The following is an 18,996-nucleotide window of genomic DNA, read 5'->3' on the forward strand; positions in this document are numbered from 1 at the left end:
CATGGCAGAAAAAGCAGCATTTACTGATAAAAAATACCTGATTACCCTTGTGTTTGTCACTACTCTTTTTATGTTGTGGGGCATAGCCATTACAATGGCAGATGTGCTCAACAAGCATTTTCAGCATGTGCTGAGCCTCAATAAATCTCAGTCTGCCTTTGTCCAGTTTGCCGTATTTGGCGCATATTTTGTCATGGGCATTCCGGCAGGACTGTTCATGAAACGATATGGCTATAAAAAGGGCGTACTGTTAGGTCTGACGCTATTTGCCATTGGAGCTTTCCTCTTTGTTCCTGCAGCATATACATCTTCTTTCGGTTTTTTTGGAATTGCCTTGTTTATCCTGGGCTGCGGACTTTCTACGCTTGAAACCGTTGCCCATCCCTTTGTAGCCTCTCTGGGCGATCAGCGCAGCAGTGACCAGCGGATTAATTTTGCCCAGTCTTTCAATGCCGTAGGCGCCATGATCGGCCCTTTTATCGGCTCATACTTTTTATTGCGCACCAATATCCCGGGCAGCACAGATCTTACTTCTGTCAGGATTTTATATTCGGCAATCGGTGTCGTCATTGCACTCATTGCTATATCTTTTTCTTTTGTTACGGTTCCGGCAACTACAGATCCTCATGTTGTTGCTGCAGATACCGATGCAGCCAATATAGATACCGCCCCGGAAAAGACGCTTTTTGAGCACCGGCACTTTGTATGGGCCGTAATTGCCCAGTTTTTCAATGTAGCAGCGCAGGCAGGCACCTGGGCATTCTTTATCAATTATGGGCATGAAAAAATGGGCTTTACTGATTTAAAAGCCGGAAATTTCATGATCCTGTTTATGGGAATGATGCTGACAGGCCGTTTTGTGGGCACCTTTCTAATGCGTGTGATTGCTCCCAATAAACTCCTTGCTGCTTTTGCATTGTCCAATATCGTGATGTGCATCATTGTGGCGCAGGGTTTGGGATGGCCGTCATATATTGCGTTGCTGATGATTAACTTTTTCTTTAGTATTATGTTCCCTACAATTTTCAGCCTTGGGATCAAAAACCTGGGTGTTCATACCCAGCAGGCCTCCTCTTTCATTTCTATGGGAGTGGTTGGCGGTGCATTTTTCCCCTTTATCATGGGCAGGGTAGCAGACAGCGCCGGGGTGGCACATGCTTACTATCTGCCGATCATCTGTTATGTGGTGATCTTCTTTTTCGGGGCTAGGTTTTTTAAGGTAAAGCATTAAAGCAATCCGGAAAATAATATTGCTGAAACAGACGTTAAATTATAAATGAATCTGATTTTTATGACATCCAAAGGCCTGTATAATTCCCTTTTAACCGTATCACTTGCCGCTTTTTTGCTGGCTTCATGTAAGAGCGGCAATAAAACCTCCCTTTCTGCAGACGCGATATTGCTGCAGGACGTTACCCTGATTGACGGGAACGGTGGTGCTCCGCTGGAACATACTGATATTTTGATTCAGGGAGATACAATTGCTGAAATAGGGAAGAACCTTGATACCGCAGGCTTTAAAGTTTTAAACCTGTCAGGTAAGACCATCATGCCTGCACTGATCAGTGCTCACGTACATGTGGGCACGCTTAAGGGCACTACCACTAAATCTGTAAACTATACCCGCGAAAATATTCTTGCCCAATTGAAAAAGTACGAAGATTATGGCGTAGGAACTATCCAGGTGATGGGGACAGACCGCCCCCTGTTATTCAGCAGCGGATTACGGGATTCCGCTATGAACGGGCAGCTGCCGGGCGCAAGGATGTTTTCTGCAGGATATGGCTTTGGTGTACCTGAGAATGCCCCACCCGTTGATTTTGGGATGGACCAGGTCTATCGTCCCACAAGTGCAGCCCAGGTCCCATCAGAAATGGACAGCCTGGCAAAGCTAAAGCCTTCGGTAGTAAAAATGTGGGTTGATGATTTCGGCGGTAAGTTTAAAAAGATGGACCCTGCTATTTATCAGGCAATTATTACTGAAGCACATAAACACCATATCCGGGTGGCTTCACATCTTTACTATCTGGCCGATGCACGTAAACTCGTGGCAGACGGATTAAATATAATGGGGCATAGTATACGTGACAGTGTAATCGATGATGCACTGATCGCGCAGATGAAAGCTAAGGGGGTTGCCTACATCCCCACATTATCACTGGATGAATATGCCTATATCTATGCCCGTAAACCGGAATGGATTAATGATGAGTTTTTTAAAGCATCACTGGAACCCGGTGTCTATGAAATGATCACTTCCAAAAAGTATCAGGATGACCTGAAAAACTCTCCTGCATATGCACGCAGTGTAGCAGCCTATGAAACTGCGCTGCGGAATGTGAAAAAACTATACCTCGCCGGTGTACTGGTAGCCATGGGTACAGACTCTGGTGCCACTCCGGTTCGTGCACAGGGATTCTCTGAGCACCTGGAGCTTGAACTGATGGTGCAGGCCGGGCTTAGCCCGATCCAGGCCATTAGCGTTGCTACAAAAAATGGAGCGCAGTTGCTTCAGATCGCAGGAAAATATGGTACCCTTGAAAAAGGAAAAGTTGCAGATCTGATTATCCTTAAAAATAACCCGCTGACAGATATCAAAAATACCCGCGGTATCGAAGCTGTCTATAAAGCAGGCAAAGAAGTAAGTAAAGGGCCGCTGAACAAATAGAACTACTTATGAATGTACCATTCGATAAATTTCCTGCATATAGGTAGCCTCAGCAAGCGCAGAAAAGAAGTTGTACCATTCCTCCCTGGTGAAAACCAGGCTGATGTCAGGGTACGGTGTGGCCAGAACAACGATCTCTGTCCCATCAGGCGAGCTTTCAAGATAATCGTCAAAATCCAGATCATTCGTTACATCTACAAACGAACTAAACTGGCTAAAGGTAAAGCTGATCAGCACACCTTTATTCCAGATATTTATCATCTTACAATTTACACATTGCGTTACGGCAATGTTTCCTTTCCGGGCTATAACAGTGGGCTTGCACATGTGGGTTAAATTTTGTGTAATAAAAAACTATTCGTTTGATTGAAATCCCTGTTCTAATATTTACAAATATCTAATTATTTAGAACAATTCCAAATAGATCATAAATTATTATTATACATATTTTGTTACCTGAGTGTGGGGGCAAATCTCAGTTGAGTTGTCTTATTTTAGTAATCGTAAAATTATATACATACATCAACTGGTTTGCAGAAGAAAAAACTGTTTAATGGGCATCAACAATTGGATTTTAATGCCGGAGAGCAGGTATTTGATGATATTTATATTGCCCATTATACGGCCCTGTTCAGATATGCCTTTACGATGCTGAACAATGATGCACTGGCGGAAGAAATGGTACATCAGGTATTTTTAAAATTGCTGGAAAGGAACCAACCACTTGTTCTTCGTTCCTCACTCAAATCTTATCTGTACCGGGCTGTCCATAATGAATGTCTAAACTTTATTAAACATGAGAAAGTAAAGCAGGTACATATTGAAAAAACAGAACAGGGCATTAGCTATCATACTGAAACTCCCGCGGGCAGCCTGCAGTATAAAGAACTGACGGCGCAGTTGCACCGCGCGGTAAACGAGTTGCCGGAGCAGTGCCGGACGATATTTCAAATGAGCCGGTTTGAGGAATTAAAATACGCAGAGATCGCTCTTGAACTTGGGATTTCTGTGAAGACGGTTGAGAACCAGATCGGCAAGGCGCTCAAAAAGCTAAGGCTGCAGCTGGCAGAATACCTCCCTTTTATACTATGGTTTTTATTCTATATATGATATTTAAACGCTGGGAATATGAGAATTAATGATGATTTACTAATCAGTTACCTCCATGGCGAAGCTACAACTGATGAGGTTGTTCACATTGAAGGATGGCTCAATGAAGACCTGAGCCACCGGCAGCGGTACAACCAGTTCAAAATGCTCTGGGATACCAGCCTGGAACTTCATCCGGACACGGAGCCTGATGTTTTGGCCTCCCTGTCCAGGTTCAGGGAAAAAAGAAGAATGCACAATAGTTCCGCCAGGCCTATTGCCCGTGGCGGCCGCAACTACCCGTGGATAAAAATCGCGGCGGTTATGTTCCTTATCGCGTCCCTCGGATGGTTATTGTCTAACCAGGCGGGCAACCGGCAGGCCACACTGATCACGCAGGAATCGGTTAAGACTGAAACCCTTTCAGATGGCTCAGTGATCACACTGAATAAAAACAGCCTGCTGCTGTACCCCCGTAAATTCAAAGGAAAACTTCGGCAGGTATGGCTAAACAGGGGAGAGGCCTTTTTCAGCATTAGCCCTGATCATACAAAACCTTTTCTGATCCATACCGGTAGAGCGGTAATCAAAGTGGTAGGAACCTCTTTTAACGTAAAAAATAAGCGGGGCATCATTGAAGTTATTGTAGAAGCTGGTATCGTTCTGGTTAGCCGCAATGGGCAGCATTTACTACTGAAAAAGGGCGACAAGGTTTCGGTTAGGCCGGGCCGCGGAAGAATGACTAAAGAAATTATACCAGACCACTTATATAATTATTACCGCAGTAAGCAGTTTGTAGCAGAGGATACACCGCTTTGGCGGATGGTGCAGGTTTTAAATGAAGCCTACGGCAGTCAGATTATCATAGGAAGGAAAGACCTTGGCAACCTGCCGCTGAACACTACTTTTAAAGATGAATCACTAGACAATATTTTACAGGTGATCTGTAAAACGTTTCAGATTAGAATTCAAAAGAAGGGTAACCTGATTATCTTATACTGAGCTTAGGGCTATGCATAGATCCTTTCTAAGGCTTTGTTTGCTGATTATTTTGTGTACATGCTGCTGGCCTGATCGGGCTAAAGCCCAAAATATGCTGGATAATCAGGTTTCGCTGGATCTGCAGCATGTACGCTTGGGCGATGCGCTGAAGGAGATTGGCCGGCAGGGAGGTTTCTATTTTTCATATAGTGGAAAGCTGCTCTCAGGAGATAGCCTGGTGACAATCAAAGTTGTCCGGCAGCCTGTATACAGCGTATTGGAACAACTCTTTCATGGGCAGTATGAATACGATGAACAGGAGGGGCACCTGATCATTTCTGCCGCCCGGCCACATCTGTCAATGCTGAACATCGATATCACCAGCGACCGGAACTGGTATTCCATCAGCGGTGTGGTAGTGGACGAAAAAAGCGCTGAACGCCTGATGAATGTGAGTGTGTATGCCAAACAGCAGCTTGCCGCCACGCTTACGGATGAACATGGATATTTTAAACTCAGATTCAAAACAGACGAACACCGGATCCTGAATATTACCGCAAGTAAAATAGGTTACAAAGATGCCACACTTAATTTTCTGCACTCCGTATCCGTTGCCGGCCGTGCACAGCCGGGCCCTTACCAACAGTCGGCCATAAGCGGCAAAGGAGTGGAGAGGGATGCTTTCGGGCGGTTTTTTATTGCTGCAAGGCAGCGCGTCCAGAGCCTCAATATCCCAGGTTTTTTTGCGATGAAACCCTTCCAGTTTTCACTGACACCTGGTTTGAGTACCCATGGGCTGATGAGCGCGCAGGTAGTCAATAAGTTCTCCATAAATATTGCCGGTGGTTATACGGCCGGTGTAGATGGACTGGAGATTGGTGGCCTTTTTAATATCAATAAGGGCGATTCAAGATATTTACAGCTAGCTGGTATCTTTAATTTCGTTGGCGGTAAGGTTACAGGATGGCAGATTGCCGGGGTCAATAACAGAGCTCTGGGAAGTGTTGATGGAGTACAACTCTCGGGGTTTATCAATAAAGCCTATGGGCAAGTATCCGGACTGCAAATCTCCGGATTGAACAATGAAGCACATCAGCTCAAAGGCGTACAGATCGGGCTCGTAAATGTAGCAGACAGCTCAGGAGGGGCAAGCATCGGGCTGATCAATATTATCCGGAACGGTTTTTACAAAATCGCATTGTCTGCAAATAATCTTACAAATACCAATATTTCTCTTGCCACAGGCACGCACGATCTTTACACCACGCTGCATTTGGGTGCAAATGAAGCACATGATGAAAAGCTGTACGCTGCAGGCATAGGCTTGGGACATGATTTTATACTGAATAACAGGCTGTATCTTGCTGCTTCTGCCGATTATCACTTTGCCTATACGGGAAGTTTTGATGACCGCTGGACACAGGCAAAGCTGCTGTTCAATGTTGCTTTGGGAAAGAAGATCAGTTGTTTTGCCGGACCCACATGGAACAGTTACAATACAACCGGCAGTCTCGATGGTTATAAAACGCGCTTTCGCAGATCAGAAGACCTTTCATCTGACTACCAGTCTAATGGCCGTCATGTAGAAAGGTGGCTGGGATGGGAAGCGGGGATTGCTTTTAATTCCGTCTTCAGGCCTGCGCCAAAAGTTAGCCTTGATGCCGAGAACTGGTACTTGGGCGCTGCCGGGATTGCCGGAGCTGGGTTTGAGGGGCCCTATGGACTGATTACCGGTGGGGAGGTATTTCTGGAAAGGCAGTTTCGTGATGGATTGTCAGCCATTTTATCCGCAGGATTTACATATACCGGATTGAAAGAGCATAAATATACTTTCTCATACACAGACGATATCATTCCTTATTATATTCAAACCTATCATTATAGGCCCTCGAAAGCATTCCCCCTGAAGGCAGGTATGAAAGCTTATATCGGAAACAGATTATTTTTCTCCGGTCAGATTGGGATTCTTGCCGGTCAGAAATCTTCAGGCTATACTCAATCAGTCACCAATGGTAATATCGGGCAGAGAATCGATTATTCCAGAGATGAAGTATCTTTTCTTTACTCTGCATCAATGGGAGTCAGTTTGCACAACGGGATTGAACCTGGCCTTGTATATGAGGATTGCGGAAATTCAAATCTGAGGCATCTGGCACTGCGGTTAGCCTACCGGCTTAAACTTGGTAATTAAATATAACAGCAGGGCAAGGTTAGGAATACCCTGCTGTTATCGATTATTGCGCGTCGTAGATCACAACTTTTTCAAATAAAATACGGAACTCATTTAAAAAGGCCTGATGTAATTCATGAACCTGATAAACGTCGTGCCCGGCAAGGTCTTCAAAGAACAGTACCAGTGAAAAAGTATAGGTAACATCTACTACAGCTCTTTCAATAGGTGCGGGAGTACCTACATGGAACTGAGTTACGGTTTCGATTTTCTCCAGGGAGTCAAGCCCTTTCCTGAATGCGGCTTTTTGATCTTCGGTTGTGTCGCCTTTTAACCAAAATAAAACGTGGTGAGATAGCATAAGATATTTATTTTTTTGCAAATTTAAGTATTAAAACCAAACCAAATGATAAACCTGGGACTCCTTTTAACAAACCAGTACAGATTACTGAGTGTTGCAGCCATCTTGGATGTATTTGAAACGGTAAATGGTATTTATTTTGATGAAGGCCGTGATACGCCATTCCAGATTAGTCTTTTTTATGATGATGCTGCCAAAAACAGCGATTATACAGCTTTTTTTCCGGGTTACCATCCGGTGAAACTCTGTCATTCCGAACCGCAGGACCTGATTTTAATTCCTTCTTTTCTTAATGAAAACATTTCTGGCGCCATTCATGATAATCATGCCTCAGTCCTATGGCTGCGGCAGCAGTATCAGGCGGGTGCCGGACTGGCCAGTTTTTGTACCGGGGCATTTTTGCTGGCTGCCACAGGATTACTGAACGGAAAGATTGCCACAACGCACGTAGATGCGTGCAAGGCTTTTATCTCTGCTTTTCCCGAAGTAAAGCTTGAAGCGGAAAAAACCGTTACCCAGGATGGCAGGTTATATACCAGCGGAGGGGCCACCTCCAGTTTTCATCTGATGCTTTATCTGATCCACCTTCATTGCGGAAAAGAAGTGGCGGTAAGAATTGCCAAGCTTTTTGCCATAGATATGGACAGGCAAAAGCAATCCTATTTTAGCACTTTCCATATATCAAGAAACCATAATGATGACCTGGTAGCGATGGCGCAGCAAAAGATTGAAACTGCTTATCACAACACAGGCACCATCGAAGAAATGATCAGGGATATTCCCGCAAGCCGGCGCAATATCGTACGGCGCTTTAAACAGGTAACAGGCATCACCCCGATAGAGTACCTGCAGCAAACACGTATCGAGGCCGCCAAAAAACTGCTGGAGCAGACTGTGGAGCAGATGACCGAGGTGATTTACAAATCGGGATATAATGATCCCAAAGCATTCAGAAAAGTTTTCAGAAAAACCGTAGGGATGACGCCCAGTGAATACAGGGAAAAGTTCTATGTAGGTTAAAACAGGTTCCAGTAGACAGCAGCCCTGTACCGGCTGGTACTGCGATATGAGCATTAAAGTAAAGCACTGGGAATGGAACGGTAGTCCTGGAATATTGTAACACGCCTGTAGCGTGGTTGCTGCACCCTTGCTGCACCCATTTAGTGAACCAACGGTGCAGCAAGGGTGCAGCAACCATGGTGGGATGGTGCTTCAGTACATACTTTGTACCTTTGACGGTCAGAACTAGGACTATTGTGGGATATATTATGTTAACATAACCTACATGAGTAAATAACATACTTTTACTAGGTTTGCCGGATATGAAAACAGTATTATTATTTTTTAGCCTTCTTTCTATAGCTTACAGCGGTAATGCACAAAAAATGAAATGGAACAGGAACAGTGTGATAGCCCATCGTGGAGCATGGAAGAAAAATAACCTTCCCGAAAATTCTATAGCCTCACTAAAAGAAGCTGTACGCTTAAAATGTTATGGATCTGAGTTTGATGTGCATATGACAAAAGACAGCGTTATTGTAGTGAACCATGATGATGTTTTCAAAGGGCTTACGATCGCCAGTTCTACCTATGCAGAACTTCAGAAACAACTGCATACCAATGGAGAGCAGATCCCTACACTGGAAAGTTACCTGAAGGAAGGTATGAAACAAAAAGGTACCAAACTGATACTGGAAATAAAAATGGCTAAAACGCCGGAAGCTACAATTGCACTGACAGACGCAACAGTTAAAATGGTAAAGGCCCTGAAGGCAGACAGATGGGTGGAATATATCAGCTTCAGCTACCCGGCTGTACAGAGAGTACTGGAATTAGATCCTGCTGCTAAAACTGCATTCCTTGCCTATTTAAAAGGTGACGTTCCATTGGAGAAATTAAAAGAGGACCATATTGCACAGGCTGATTATTTTTATACAATTTATAAGGAAGGCGACTGGTTTGCCAAAGCTCCTGAACTGGGGATCACCATCAATGCCTGGACTGTTAACAATGAAGAAGATATGAACTGGCTGATTGGCCAAAAAGCTGATTTCATTACCACAAATGAGCCTGAATTGCTATTTGACCTGTTAAAAAAGAAATAAATTATTCAAGGGATCAGGGCTTTAAAATTAGCACTCTTTATCATCATAAATACCAGAATGCTGTTAGATTTGTGAAACACAACCTGCATACAGCCATGGAATTTAAAAGAGCTTTATCCTCAGTTACCTTATTATTTTTTTTGTGCTTCTTCTGTGTCAGTCTTTCTGCGCAGAAGAAAGCACCAAAATTCAGGGTTATTGCATTTTACACCGCAAAGAATGACCATGCACATATCAGTTATGTGCATGAGGCCAATCAATGGTTTCCCAAAATGGGGCAGAAGTATAACTTTAGTTATGACTCTACCTCTAACTGGAGCAACATGAACGCAGAATTTCTTTCCCGTTACCAGGTAGTCCTTTTCCTGGATACCCGGCCTGAAGAAGCTTCACAGCGTGCGGCCTTTCAGAAGTATATGGAAAACGGCGGAGGATGGATAGGTTTTCACTTTGCTGCTTTTGCTTTGTCGCCTTCTGATTTTCCGCAGAATTGGGACTGGTACCACAAGGAGTTTCTCGGATCGGGTAGTTACGGCAGCAATACCTGGAGGCCAACACCTGCAGTGTTACGCGTAGAGAACAGGCAGCTTCCACTGAGCAGGCATTTGCCTCAAACCTTTAAGTCTGCACCAAATGAATGGTACAGGTGGTCTGATGATTTGCGAACAAATCCTGATATTAAAATCCTGCTGTCTGTAGATTCTTCCAGCTTCCCTCTGGGCACCGGGCCTAAACAAAACGAGATCTGGCATAGCGGGGATTATCCTGTGGCCTGGACAAATGTGAAGTATCGTATGGTGTACATCAACATGGGGCACAACGATATGGATTATGAAAATCATCACATCAGGGACCTTTCTTCCAGCTTTTCCAGCGATGCCCAGAACCAGTTTCTGCTCAATTCTTTATTTTACGCAGCAAAAAAGAAATTTTAAATCAGAGAAGGTGGCTGCCCAAATTTATTTTTAAAGGCAAATGAAAAATGGGACAAGTCTTCAAACCCTACTTCCAGGTAAACTTCAGACGCTTTCATTCTCTTCTCCCTGATCAGATGATACGCCTCTTTGAGCCGTCTCTGCTGAAGCCATTTACCGGGAGAAGTATTGAAAATCTTAGTGAAATCCCTTTTAAAAGTGGCAAGGCTCCTGCCTGTCAGATAGGCCAGGCGTTCGGTCCCGGTATTAAACCTGAAATGCGTATTCATATATTCCTCCAGATCTGTTTTTTCCGGTTCCTGAAAGTCGAACAAAAGCGCTGTAGCGGCCTGATCAAGATGCAGTATCAGCATCAGCCCTTCTTTAACTTTTAAACCTGTTAAGCCCTGGTTGGTTTCGCCCTGCTGATAGGCGGCAAGAGAAGAAGCATAACTGGTGTAAAGCGTATTGGCAGTAAGTAAAACAACAGGGCTGCCGGTGTATATAGGCTGAGGATGTATATTGTTTTCCGCAGCAAAACTCTTCAGTGCGCCCTGATCAAAATATACGCTGACAGACTCATACTTACCATTTGCGGGTGGAATCCTGGTCATTTTTACCAGCTGGTTCCGTTTGAGCAGGACGGTATCCCCGGATGTGAAATTGTAAGTGGCGGAAATACTGTGAAGTATCATATTTCCAGACAAAATGCGGATCAGCACATGCTCCTTCACAAAAGAGTCCGGTTGCCTGCTTTTTTCCGGGTAACAGGAGTAGAGCAACTGGGATATATCTTTATTTTTAGCAATACGCATGAACAAAGATAATAATTTTGAAAACTGCGGAATGCCCTGATCGCAGGAATTCCCTGATACCTGGTTCCCTTCCGCTGGAAAGGACCAGGTATAGGCTGTATGTGAGAGTATTTAGTAGTTCAGGTATGAGATCACACCCGTGCTCATGGCATAAATAAGTGTAACTGCTATCGCTATTGAACCAATAGTGATCATCCATTTTCTTGCTGAAGGACTGAAAGGGCTGTAATGTTGTTGTTGAGAGTTCATATAAAATAGATTAAGGTTCTATAATATAATGAACTAATATTATGCCGTTTTAAGTTTCAGGAAAGAAATGTCACATCAATCATGTGACAGCACGATTTCTTTTAAAATACCGATTTAACACCTTTTGGGAGTGGGATTTTTATTGCCCGGATGGGGTTTTATTTACCCGGTTTAATGCCGTTATATATGAAATTATGCAGGGCCGCGGTGGTCTTGTCCATATCTGCCGACAGGTAATATATGTTGTTGATCCTAACCCCTTTACTGGATGAGTCTAAGGGGAACCTTGCCTGCTCAATAGACTTGCTTTTCGCATTTAAGATCGTTCCGCCAATTGAAAATAATTCCGAACTGGACATGCTGGTTTCCAGGTAGGGGAGGATCTGTGTAAGCAATACCGGAAGCATGGCAGAACCTCCGCCCTGCATCTTGTAAAATAGGGCAACCAATACGGTTCTTTGTCTTTCTGTTCTTTCAAAATCCCCGCGGCCTACGGCCCTGATCCGTGTATAGGCTACTGCCTGTTTACCGCTGAGCCTTTGCATTCCGGGCTGGGCAACATTATCCGGAGGGATATTGTCTATGATGGAAATTTCTTTCAGATAATTATTGAGATAAGGTATCTCCTCGGGTTTTACGGCTACTTCTACTCCCCCCAGCGCATCTATCATTTTGGCAGTGGTAAAAAAATCCACATTAAAATAATCCTTGATATCCATGGCAAAGTTCTGGTTGATAGTTTTGATAGCCAGTTGCGGTCCTCCGATAGCAAATGCTGCGTTGATCTTATCCATTCCCTTCCCTTCGATATTCACATAGGTATCTCTGAGTATAGACGACATTTTAATTGTTTTGGTGACCTGGTCAATACTGATGATCATAATTACATCAGAATTTCCTTCCTGGTTGGAGCTACGCCTGTCAACAGCAAATAAGGCAATGTTGAGGGGCGGGTTTTTCATCGCTGCAATCTTTGCCTGCACCTTTGGCGAAATCCCGAGCGCCAGCGGGGTTTTTGAAAATTTATGGACAGGTTCTTCCGGAATAACAAGAGGAGGAAGGCCCGTGGTATCCTGGGCACGGATACCTAAAGAAAATAAAATCGTAATAATCAGGCTGGATACTAGATACTTCATGTTTAGTTTTGAGATAAATTTAAGCGCTTTTCTATGCAAATTATACGCTATTTTATTAGAATTCAAATAACATCCAAGTATATTCATGAAAATGAAGTATTTGGAGATAATTTTATACATTTGAAACATAGTAAAACCGGGAACATCCTTGATGTGAAAAATCCATATGAAACCTAAATCTTTTACGCACTACCTTAAGTTTTTCCTGCTGTGGCTTTTTTCAGTTATTCTCGTTTTTATTTATTTGTTTCTGATCGTCTGGACATTTTGTTATACGCTGTTCGTTTGCTATCTTTTAGTTGCTGCATTTTCTGCCTGCTTAATTATTTACCTGCTTCATAACAGTAAGCGACAGGCGGTAAAATTTTTATTGCTTGGACTGTTTCTCTTCTGCGTGCTCAGCCCATTTAATTTAAAGCAATATAACCGGAGGGCAGAAAGTTTACAAAACAGGATCAACCACAAAGCTGAACTGAACACCAAAGAGAAGCTGGGGATATATGGCTGCCTGCTGATGATGACCGCCTTTCAGGCTATTCCTTTTCCGGAGGCTGCGACAGAGAATTTTTATCTGCTGTTTCCCTCAGCAAACGGACAACGGGTTTTTTACAATCAGTCCATTCTCAAATCCCCAAGTATACAGCAGGCGGTAAAGACAAAGGAAACCGGTTATATCATTTGGAACAGGTGGGATCTGCGGAACAATAAAGATTTCAGATACGCAATGGCTTTTTATCCCTGTACGGTAACTAGCAGAGAGAAAAAGGAAGGTACAGAAGTAATGCTCAGTACTGATTTCGGTTACCGCCAAAACCATGTAACTACCCATGCCGCCTCTTTTCTACGGGGAATGTTTACCTTCAGGGTAGATGAAGGATTATTCTGGTACCTTCAGCGGGAGGGATGGCTGCATCCGTACAAAGCAGTTTGGATTGCCAGTATAAAAAAATAAGGCAGTTTTTAGCTAATGCTTTTTCTTTGATATATCTACAACAATGGTGTTTTTAAACCTGTTATAATGCATGGGATATTTATTTTTACTGTGCTGGTCTATCACAAAACTGTCCAGTACATTAGAAACCATTTTCCCGTTAGGGTTGATCGCCAGTACCCTGATCATCTGATTTCCATTTGACCTGAGCTCGGTCCTTAAAAAGGAATTCTGTTTTGGATAAATAAATCTGTCCTCGTTCCCTTCTTTGATGTCGATGGTAAACCTTTCACTATTTACAATATAAGTCATCTGGCAATCACTGCACTCCACGCGCAGGATGCCAAAAGGTCTCCCGTTGCGCAGATAAAGATAGCTGTTGTTTGTTAAACGCGGTTTTCCGCGCATTAACGGGCGCCTTGGTTTTCTCACGCAGCTGCTAAAACAGATCATCAGGATGCAGCAAAATATATAGGAGCGCTTATTCGTGTTCATGACTTTTAATAATCAGGTGCAACATACTGAATATTAAGTACCAGGTCAATATTTTATCTTTGATCAGAATATTATTTTTGTTTTTGCGCCTGCAGGATGCATCACATTTCTACTGTTCTGATTAGGGGCGACCTGTTTAGACTGCTAAATCGTAGGTTTACCGGAAGGCCACTTGTCGCTTTTATAAAAATATGTTTTCTTGTGAAAGTTTCTTTGAAAAACTTTAAATTATTTGTGAAAGAAACATTAGAATTGATTTTGTGGGACAGGGGTAGGTATTTTACACTTAGTTGAAATACTTCCCCTAAAAATTGAGATATCCCACAAATGGATCTGTTCTGTTGCAGGGCATGTGAATTAATTTTATAAAATACTGGATATAATTTCTCTGGTTGGCCTGATTAATGCTTGCTGAGGCCTGAACAATAAAAAAAAGATATTTTAAAGAAGGATGCAGTAGCAATTGTTAATAAATTATGCGTATTTTAATGGTAGAATATTGAACCGGATAATTTTGGTAAGTATTTTGAATCTGTTCGAAGGGTTAAAATAAATCCCGTTTTGATAATAATACGTAATTATAAAATCATATATAAATTGTATTTTTAATGATATATATTTGAATAAATTATCAAAGGAGCTATAAAACTATATAAATTAAAACAATATCATATACATAAATATCTACTCTATAAATGGAAAGTGCATCATTTAAAAGAAAACAAGTTTTAATAGTTGATGATGAACCCAGCATTTTAAAACTGCTTAATTTCATATTGTCAAAACAATATAGTATTCATGCGATGGAGAGCGGGTATAAAGCTCACTTGTGGCTGGAAGATGGTAATTTTCCTGATATTATTATATTAGATCTCCACATGCCCCATTTTGACGGGACATCATTTTTGAAAAGCATCAAGATCAGTGGTTATTACAGGGAAATCCCAGTTATTATCCTTTCTGCTGCGGAAGATCTTACTCAAACGGTAGCCAATTTGCCGTTTAAGGTTGAGGCGTATTTTCCTAAACCATTCAATCCTGAGAGCCTGAAAGAAGAAATCGTTAGAGTCCTGGATGCTGCCAAAACATATGCTAAATAATGGATTATAATTACAAAGGAATAAGATTGGTCTATTCTGGAACTGAACTTTCTCAGGAATCTGCAGAAATTTTGGGTCAGGAATACAATATAGTGCACGTAGGAGATGCATCTAAACTGGAAGCTTATCTGAGCACGCTCTCCCTGTTTTCTACACCAGATGTGATCATGATTGAGGTAAATGATGTGGAGTTTGTATTTTCCATCATCGCTAAAATCAAAAATAACCCGCTGACGAGTGGACTGATTATTGTATTACTTGGGCATATGCCTGACATGCAATTAAGGGACCGCGCGATCAAGGCAAAGATACATGATCTGTATTTCTATCCTTATGAGATGGAGCATCTGAAAGACAGACTTAACTTTTTGATTAAATTCAAATTGATAAAACCCAATATTGAACAGCTGGCGGTGATCAAGAAGGAAAAAGATTATAAGATACCTACACCAAAAAGAATATTTGACGTGGTGTCTTCAGGTGGGATTTTACTGGTGGCTTCGCCTTTTTTGTTGATTATTGCGCTGATGATTAAAATGGACTCCAAAGGTCCGGTTATTTATAAAAGCAAGCGTGTGGGCACGGGATATAAAATTTTCGACTTCTACAAGTTCCGTTCGATGAGGACCGGTGCCGATGCAGAACTCAAAAACCTTTCGGCTTTAAACCAGTATGCTGATGATGGCAGTGGTACCAATGCATTTGTGAAGATTAAAAATGATCCGCGCGTAACCAAACTGGGCAACTTTTTACGAAATTCAAGCCTTGACGAAATCCCTCAGCTCTTTAATGTACTAAAAGGGGACATGTCTCTGGTGGGCAACAGGCCTTTGCCTTTATATGAAGCTGAAATGTTAACTTCAAATGAATGGTCTATGCGCTTTTTAGGCCCATCCGGATTAACCGGCTTGTGGCAGATCAGTAAGCGCGGAAAGGCCGATATGTCTGATACTGAAAGAAAAAAACTGGATAACTTTTACGCCAAAAATTATTCTGTGTGGTTTGATATCAGTATCATGCTCAGGACTGTACCCGCATTATTTCAAAAAGAAAAAGTCTAAAAAATTAACATAAACCCCCAAACAAACAAAATCTTAAAATACAATGAAAAGAATATCAGCTCTCTCATTTTTTATAATTGTCCTTTTCACTTTGCAGACATCTGCACAGACTTCGATTATGGGCGATATCAACTATCCTACGCTGGAGAAATATATTGCGCTGGCAAAACAGAACTATACCAAGATCAAGATTACCGGTGCACAGGCTGCTTCAACCAAAACAGGTATAGCAATCGCGCAGGTTTCTTATCTTGATATCTTCCAGGCTTCATATTACTACAGACCAAATGATCAGCCGGTAGTTAATGGTACCAATCCCTATACAGTTAACGGATGGCAGTTTTCACTGAATTTTAACCTTGGTTTATTTCTTCAGAAACCTTTTATGGTTAAAAAAGCCAAAGCAGATTACCGGGTTGCGCAATTACAGAACGAAGATATGATGCTCACTACTGAAAGCGAAGTGAAACGCCGTTATTTTGCTTATCTGCAGGCAATCAGCCAGCTTAAAATCAAAACACAAGGTGCTCAGGATAGCAAAAGCATTTCTGAAACCAGCAGACATAAATTTGAAAGGGGTGAATTATCACTGGACCTATACAATGCTTCGAGGATGATGGTTTCTTCTGCAGCAGCTGATCAGATTCAGTCTGAAGTGAATTATCTGAATGCTAAAGATGCATTGGAAGAAATCATAGGGCAAAAGCTTTCAGACGTTAAATAGTTAAGATTAAAAAACAATAATGGATATTAAATCATTTTTTAAACTGTTGAACCGATACAAATGGATCCTGATTCTGGTCCCTTTGATTTCAGCAGTTGCTACTTATTTTCTTGTTAAACAGTTGCCCAAAACATATAATTCGGAAGCACTGATCGCTACTGGAATTGTTGATCCTTCCAAGCAGGTAGCGGGTGCACCACAGATGGATTATTTTAAGATGACTCAGGAATTCAATAATATTATTGAAAAGATGAAAATGAGAAAAATAATGTCCATTCTTAGCTATCGTCTTGTTTTGCATGATCTCGAAAACCCTGCTGAAGCTTTCAAACCTTACAGTGAGAAAGTTGATTCGTTGACAGTAGCACAAAGGCAGCAGGTGATCAAGCTTTTCCGCCATAATCTGGATGCGAAAATACCGCTTAGCCTTGCCGACAATAAAGCTGAATTTAAACTGTATGACATTGTAAGTTCAATGGGCTATGGAGAAACTGCCATCAATAAGGGGCTGGATATTAATCATCCGGATAACAGTGACTTCATAAAAGTCACATTTACATCCAGCAATCCATTACTATCTGCCTATGTCGTAAATACATTGACCAACGACTTTATCCGTAACTATGGCATAGATGTAAATTTCAATCAGGGACAAAGCAATGAATTGCTCGATTCAGTTTTAAAAGTGAAAGAGGGCGATATGAATGCGAAAAATCTGGCCCTGAAAGATTTTAAGATGAAAAACGGAGTCCTGAATCTTGACAAGCAATCTCAGTTAGTTTATGCTCAGATTACAGCTGCTGAAGACAGAAAAGGCCAGGTGCTTTCAAATATACAGGCAAACCAAAATGCAATTGCACAGATTGAAAGCCGTTTAAGAAGCGATGATCCTAATCTGGGGAAAAATGTATCAAGGGATAACTCTGCATATGTGAACATTAAGAATCAATTGGAAATTGCCAATAAGCGGTATGTCGACGGTAACTTTAAACCTGAGGATAAACGCAGAATTGACTCCCTGACAAATATTCAGGTTGCTATTTCTTCAAATAACTCTGATAAATACGTGGTAGACCCACAAGTATCAAGACAGGCATTGCTGCAACAGAAATATCAGCTGGAGACTACTGTAGCACAATTAAGCGGCAGTGTAAAGTCATTGAACGGCGAGCTTGCCACGGCAAATTCAAAATACAATGCGATGGTTCCCTTCGATGCCAATATTCAGAATTATCAGCGTGATGCAGATTTGGCAACAAAAGATTACCTGGAAGCTTTAAACAGGATCAATACCACACAAACCCAGCAAAACATGGGCTTAAAACTGCAGGTTGCGCAGATGGGAATGCCTGGTTTTCCGGATAAATCCAAAACACTTATTTATACCGCATTATCCGGAATTGCAACCCTTGCCGTTTGCTTTGCTGTATTGCTGGCATTGTTTGTTACTGACGGATCTGTGAATACATCGCACCAGCTTGCAAGTGTTACAAAATCAAAAGTAATCGGCAGTCTGAATTTTATCCCTGATGAAGATAAAACGATCAAAACGATCTGGGAAAATACTTCTACCAATAACCATTACAGTATCCATAAAGAGCTTTTGCGGTCACTGAGGTTTGAAATCAGCGATCTTCTTGCCGAAAATGACAACAGAATACTTGGAATTACCAGTCTTGTAGGCGGTGAAGGTAAAACCTTTGTTGCGGCGAACCTGGCTTACGCCTACGCCATGACCGGTAAAAAAATCCTTTTAATTGGGGGCGAACAGGCCTCCCCCGTACTTTCAGATTCCAAACAGCTGACGAGAAGCCAGAATTTTGAAACCTTCCTGATTAACAGGGAAATTAAAGTGGAAGACCTCATTACCAAATTAAGCAAGGTTGATCATCAAAAATCCCTGCTGGAGATTCAGAATGAAAGGAACCTGAAATCCGGTTTTGACGTCCTTAAAAAACAATTTGATATCATCATTATAGATATTGAGAGCCTCACAGATATAAATATCGCGAAAGAGTGGCTGTCATTTACCGAAAAAAGTATTGCTGTATTTGCCGCTGGCAGGTCATTAACGGATGGTGATAAAGACATGGTACAACTATTAAAGAAACAACCCGGATTTATTGGCTGGGTGATCAATAAAGTGAGATTGTCTGAAATCCAGGATTAATTGAGGAGGTAAGAGTTTGAGTATACA

General features: G+C 42.1%; 19 protein-coding genes. 13 read left to right on the plus strand and 6 right to left on the minus strand.

What is annotated here, in order from left to right; genetic code table 11:
• Window position 1: 1 nt before the first annotated feature.
• Window positions 2-1,231 (plus strand): sugar MFS transporter, encoded by a 1,230-nt coding sequence (locus tag FN831_RS14560; RefSeq protein ID WP_142528921.1) that lies wholly within the window; start codon window positions 2-4, stop codon window positions 1,229-1,231.
• Between the two features lie 45 nt (window positions 1,232-1,276).
• Window positions 1,277-2,668 (plus strand): amidohydrolase family protein, encoded by a 1,392-nt coding sequence (locus FN831_RS14565; protein ID WP_246101532.1) that lies wholly within the window; start codon window positions 1,277-1,279, stop codon window positions 2,666-2,668.
• A 6-nt stretch (window positions 2,669-2,674) separates the two neighbouring features.
• On the opposite strand, the gene FN831_RS14570 is transcribed toward FN831_RS14565, so the two are convergent.
• The gene (locus FN831_RS14570; RefSeq protein WP_142528922.1) at window positions 2,675-2,929 is read right to left on the minus strand and encodes a hypothetical protein; all 255 of its coding nucleotides are present in this window, start codon (window positions 2,927-2,929) and stop codon (window positions 2,675-2,677) included.
• Between the two features lie 270 nt (window positions 2,930-3,199).
• Here FN831_RS14570 and FN831_RS14575 point away from each other — a divergent pair, with 270 nt between their 5' ends.
• The 3 genes from FN831_RS14575 to FN831_RS14585 all read left to right on the plus strand — a co-directional run bounded on the left by FN831_RS14575 (window position 3,200) and on the right by FN831_RS14585 (window position 6,929).
• Window positions 3,200-3,778, plus strand: a complete 579-nt coding sequence (locus FN831_RS14575; protein WP_246101534.1) for an RNA polymerase sigma-70 factor — start codon at window positions 3,200-3,202, stop codon at window positions 3,776-3,778.
• A gap of 18 nt (window positions 3,779-3,796) precedes the next feature.
• Complete coding sequence (locus tag FN831_RS14580) at window positions 3,797-4,759, plus strand: FecR domain-containing protein (protein ID WP_142528923.1); 963 nt, start codon at window positions 3,797-3,799, stop codon at window positions 4,757-4,759.
• Window positions 4,760-4,850: 91 nt separating this feature from the next.
• Entirely contained in the window at window positions 4,851-6,929 is a 2,079-nt protein-coding gene (locus FN831_RS14585) for a carboxypeptidase-like regulatory domain-containing protein (RefSeq protein WP_185960488.1), read from the plus strand.
• Window positions 6,930-6,972: 43 nt separating this feature from the next.
• On the opposite strand, the gene FN831_RS14590 is transcribed toward FN831_RS14585, so the two are convergent.
• The gene (locus FN831_RS14590) at window positions 6,973-7,269 is read right to left on the minus strand and encodes a Dabb family protein (protein WP_142528925.1); all 297 of its coding nucleotides are present in this window, start codon (window positions 7,267-7,269) and stop codon (window positions 6,973-6,975) included.
• A gap of 45 nt (window positions 7,270-7,314) precedes the next feature.
• Between FN831_RS14590 and FN831_RS14595 the strand changes: the two genes are divergently transcribed.
• From FN831_RS14595 to FN831_RS14605, 3 genes are all read left to right on the plus strand, one after another.
• Window positions 7,315-8,289 (plus strand): GlxA family transcriptional regulator, encoded by a 975-nt coding sequence (locus tag FN831_RS14595; RefSeq protein ID WP_142528926.1) that lies wholly within the window; start codon window positions 7,315-7,317, stop codon window positions 8,287-8,289.
• Between the two features lie 302 nt (window positions 8,290-8,591).
• The gene (locus FN831_RS14600) at window positions 8,592-9,374 is read left to right on the plus strand and encodes a glycerophosphodiester phosphodiesterase (RefSeq protein ID WP_142528927.1); all 783 of its coding nucleotides are present in this window, start codon (window positions 8,592-8,594) and stop codon (window positions 9,372-9,374) included.
• Window positions 9,375-9,469: 95 nt separating this feature from the next.
• Window positions 9,470-10,309, plus strand: a complete 840-nt coding sequence (locus tag FN831_RS14605; RefSeq protein WP_142528928.1) for a ThuA domain-containing protein — start codon at window positions 9,470-9,472, stop codon at window positions 10,307-10,309.
• Here the strand turns inward: FN831_RS14605 and FN831_RS14610 are convergent.
• The 3 genes from FN831_RS14610 to FN831_RS14615 form a co-directional block, all read right to left on the minus strand.
• On the minus strand, window positions 10,306-11,103 hold the full coding sequence (locus FN831_RS14610) for a helix-turn-helix domain-containing protein (RefSeq protein WP_142528929.1): 798 nt from the start codon (window positions 11,101-11,103) through the stop codon (window positions 10,306-10,308). The genes FN831_RS14605 and FN831_RS14610 overlap by 4 nt on opposite strands.
• Before the next feature lie 111 nt (window positions 11,104-11,214).
• Window positions 11,215-11,352 (minus strand): hypothetical protein, encoded by a 138-nt coding sequence (locus FN831_RS27725; protein WP_185960489.1) that lies wholly within the window; start codon window positions 11,350-11,352, stop codon window positions 11,215-11,217.
• A 158-nt stretch (window positions 11,353-11,510) separates the two neighbouring features.
• Entirely contained in the window at window positions 11,511-12,488 is a 978-nt protein-coding gene (locus FN831_RS14615; protein ID WP_142528930.1) for an LCP family protein, read from the minus strand.
• 166 nt (window positions 12,489-12,654) lie between these two features.
• Here FN831_RS14615 and FN831_RS14620 point away from each other — a divergent pair, with 166 nt between their 5' ends.
• Complete coding sequence (locus tag FN831_RS14620; RefSeq protein ID WP_142528931.1) at window positions 12,655-13,440, plus strand: hypothetical protein; 786 nt, start codon at window positions 12,655-12,657, stop codon at window positions 13,438-13,440.
• A 12-nt stretch (window positions 13,441-13,452) separates the two neighbouring features.
• On the opposite strand, the gene FN831_RS14625 is transcribed toward FN831_RS14620, so the two are convergent.
• Window positions 13,453-13,914, minus strand: coding sequence for a hypothetical protein (locus FN831_RS14625; protein WP_142528932.1), 462 nt, complete (start codon window positions 13,912-13,914; stop codon window positions 13,453-13,455).
• A 695-nt stretch (window positions 13,915-14,609) separates the two neighbouring features.
• On the opposite strand from FN831_RS14625, the gene FN831_RS14630 reads away from it, so the two are divergent.
• The 4 genes from FN831_RS14630 to FN831_RS14645 are packed head-to-tail and all read left to right on the plus strand — an operon-like array spanning window position 14,610 to window position 18,969.
• Window positions 14,610-15,014: a response regulator gene (locus FN831_RS14630; RefSeq protein ID WP_142528933.1), complete on the plus strand. Its 405-nt coding sequence runs from the start codon at window positions 14,610-14,612 to the stop codon at window positions 15,012-15,014.
• Window positions 15,014-16,075: a sugar transferase gene (locus tag FN831_RS14635; RefSeq protein ID WP_142528934.1), complete on the plus strand. Its 1,062-nt coding sequence runs from the start codon at window positions 15,014-15,016 to the stop codon at window positions 16,073-16,075. Before FN831_RS14630 ends, FN831_RS14635 begins: the two co-directional genes overlap by 1 nt.
• Window positions 16,076-16,118: 43 nt before the next feature.
• Window positions 16,119-16,799: a TolC family protein gene (locus FN831_RS14640; RefSeq protein ID WP_142528935.1), complete on the plus strand. Its 681-nt coding sequence runs from the start codon at window positions 16,119-16,121 to the stop codon at window positions 16,797-16,799.
• Between the two features lie 19 nt (window positions 16,800-16,818).
• Window positions 16,819-18,969 (plus strand): nucleotide-binding protein, encoded by a 2,151-nt coding sequence (locus FN831_RS14645; RefSeq protein ID WP_142528936.1) that lies wholly within the window; start codon window positions 16,819-16,821, stop codon window positions 18,967-18,969.
• Window positions 18,970-18,996 lie beyond the last annotated feature (27 nt).

The organism is Pedobacter westerhofensis (assembly GCF_900182595.1).
Lineage (GTDB): Bacteria > Bacteroidota > Bacteroidia > Sphingobacteriales > Sphingobacteriaceae > Pedobacter > Pedobacter westerhofensis.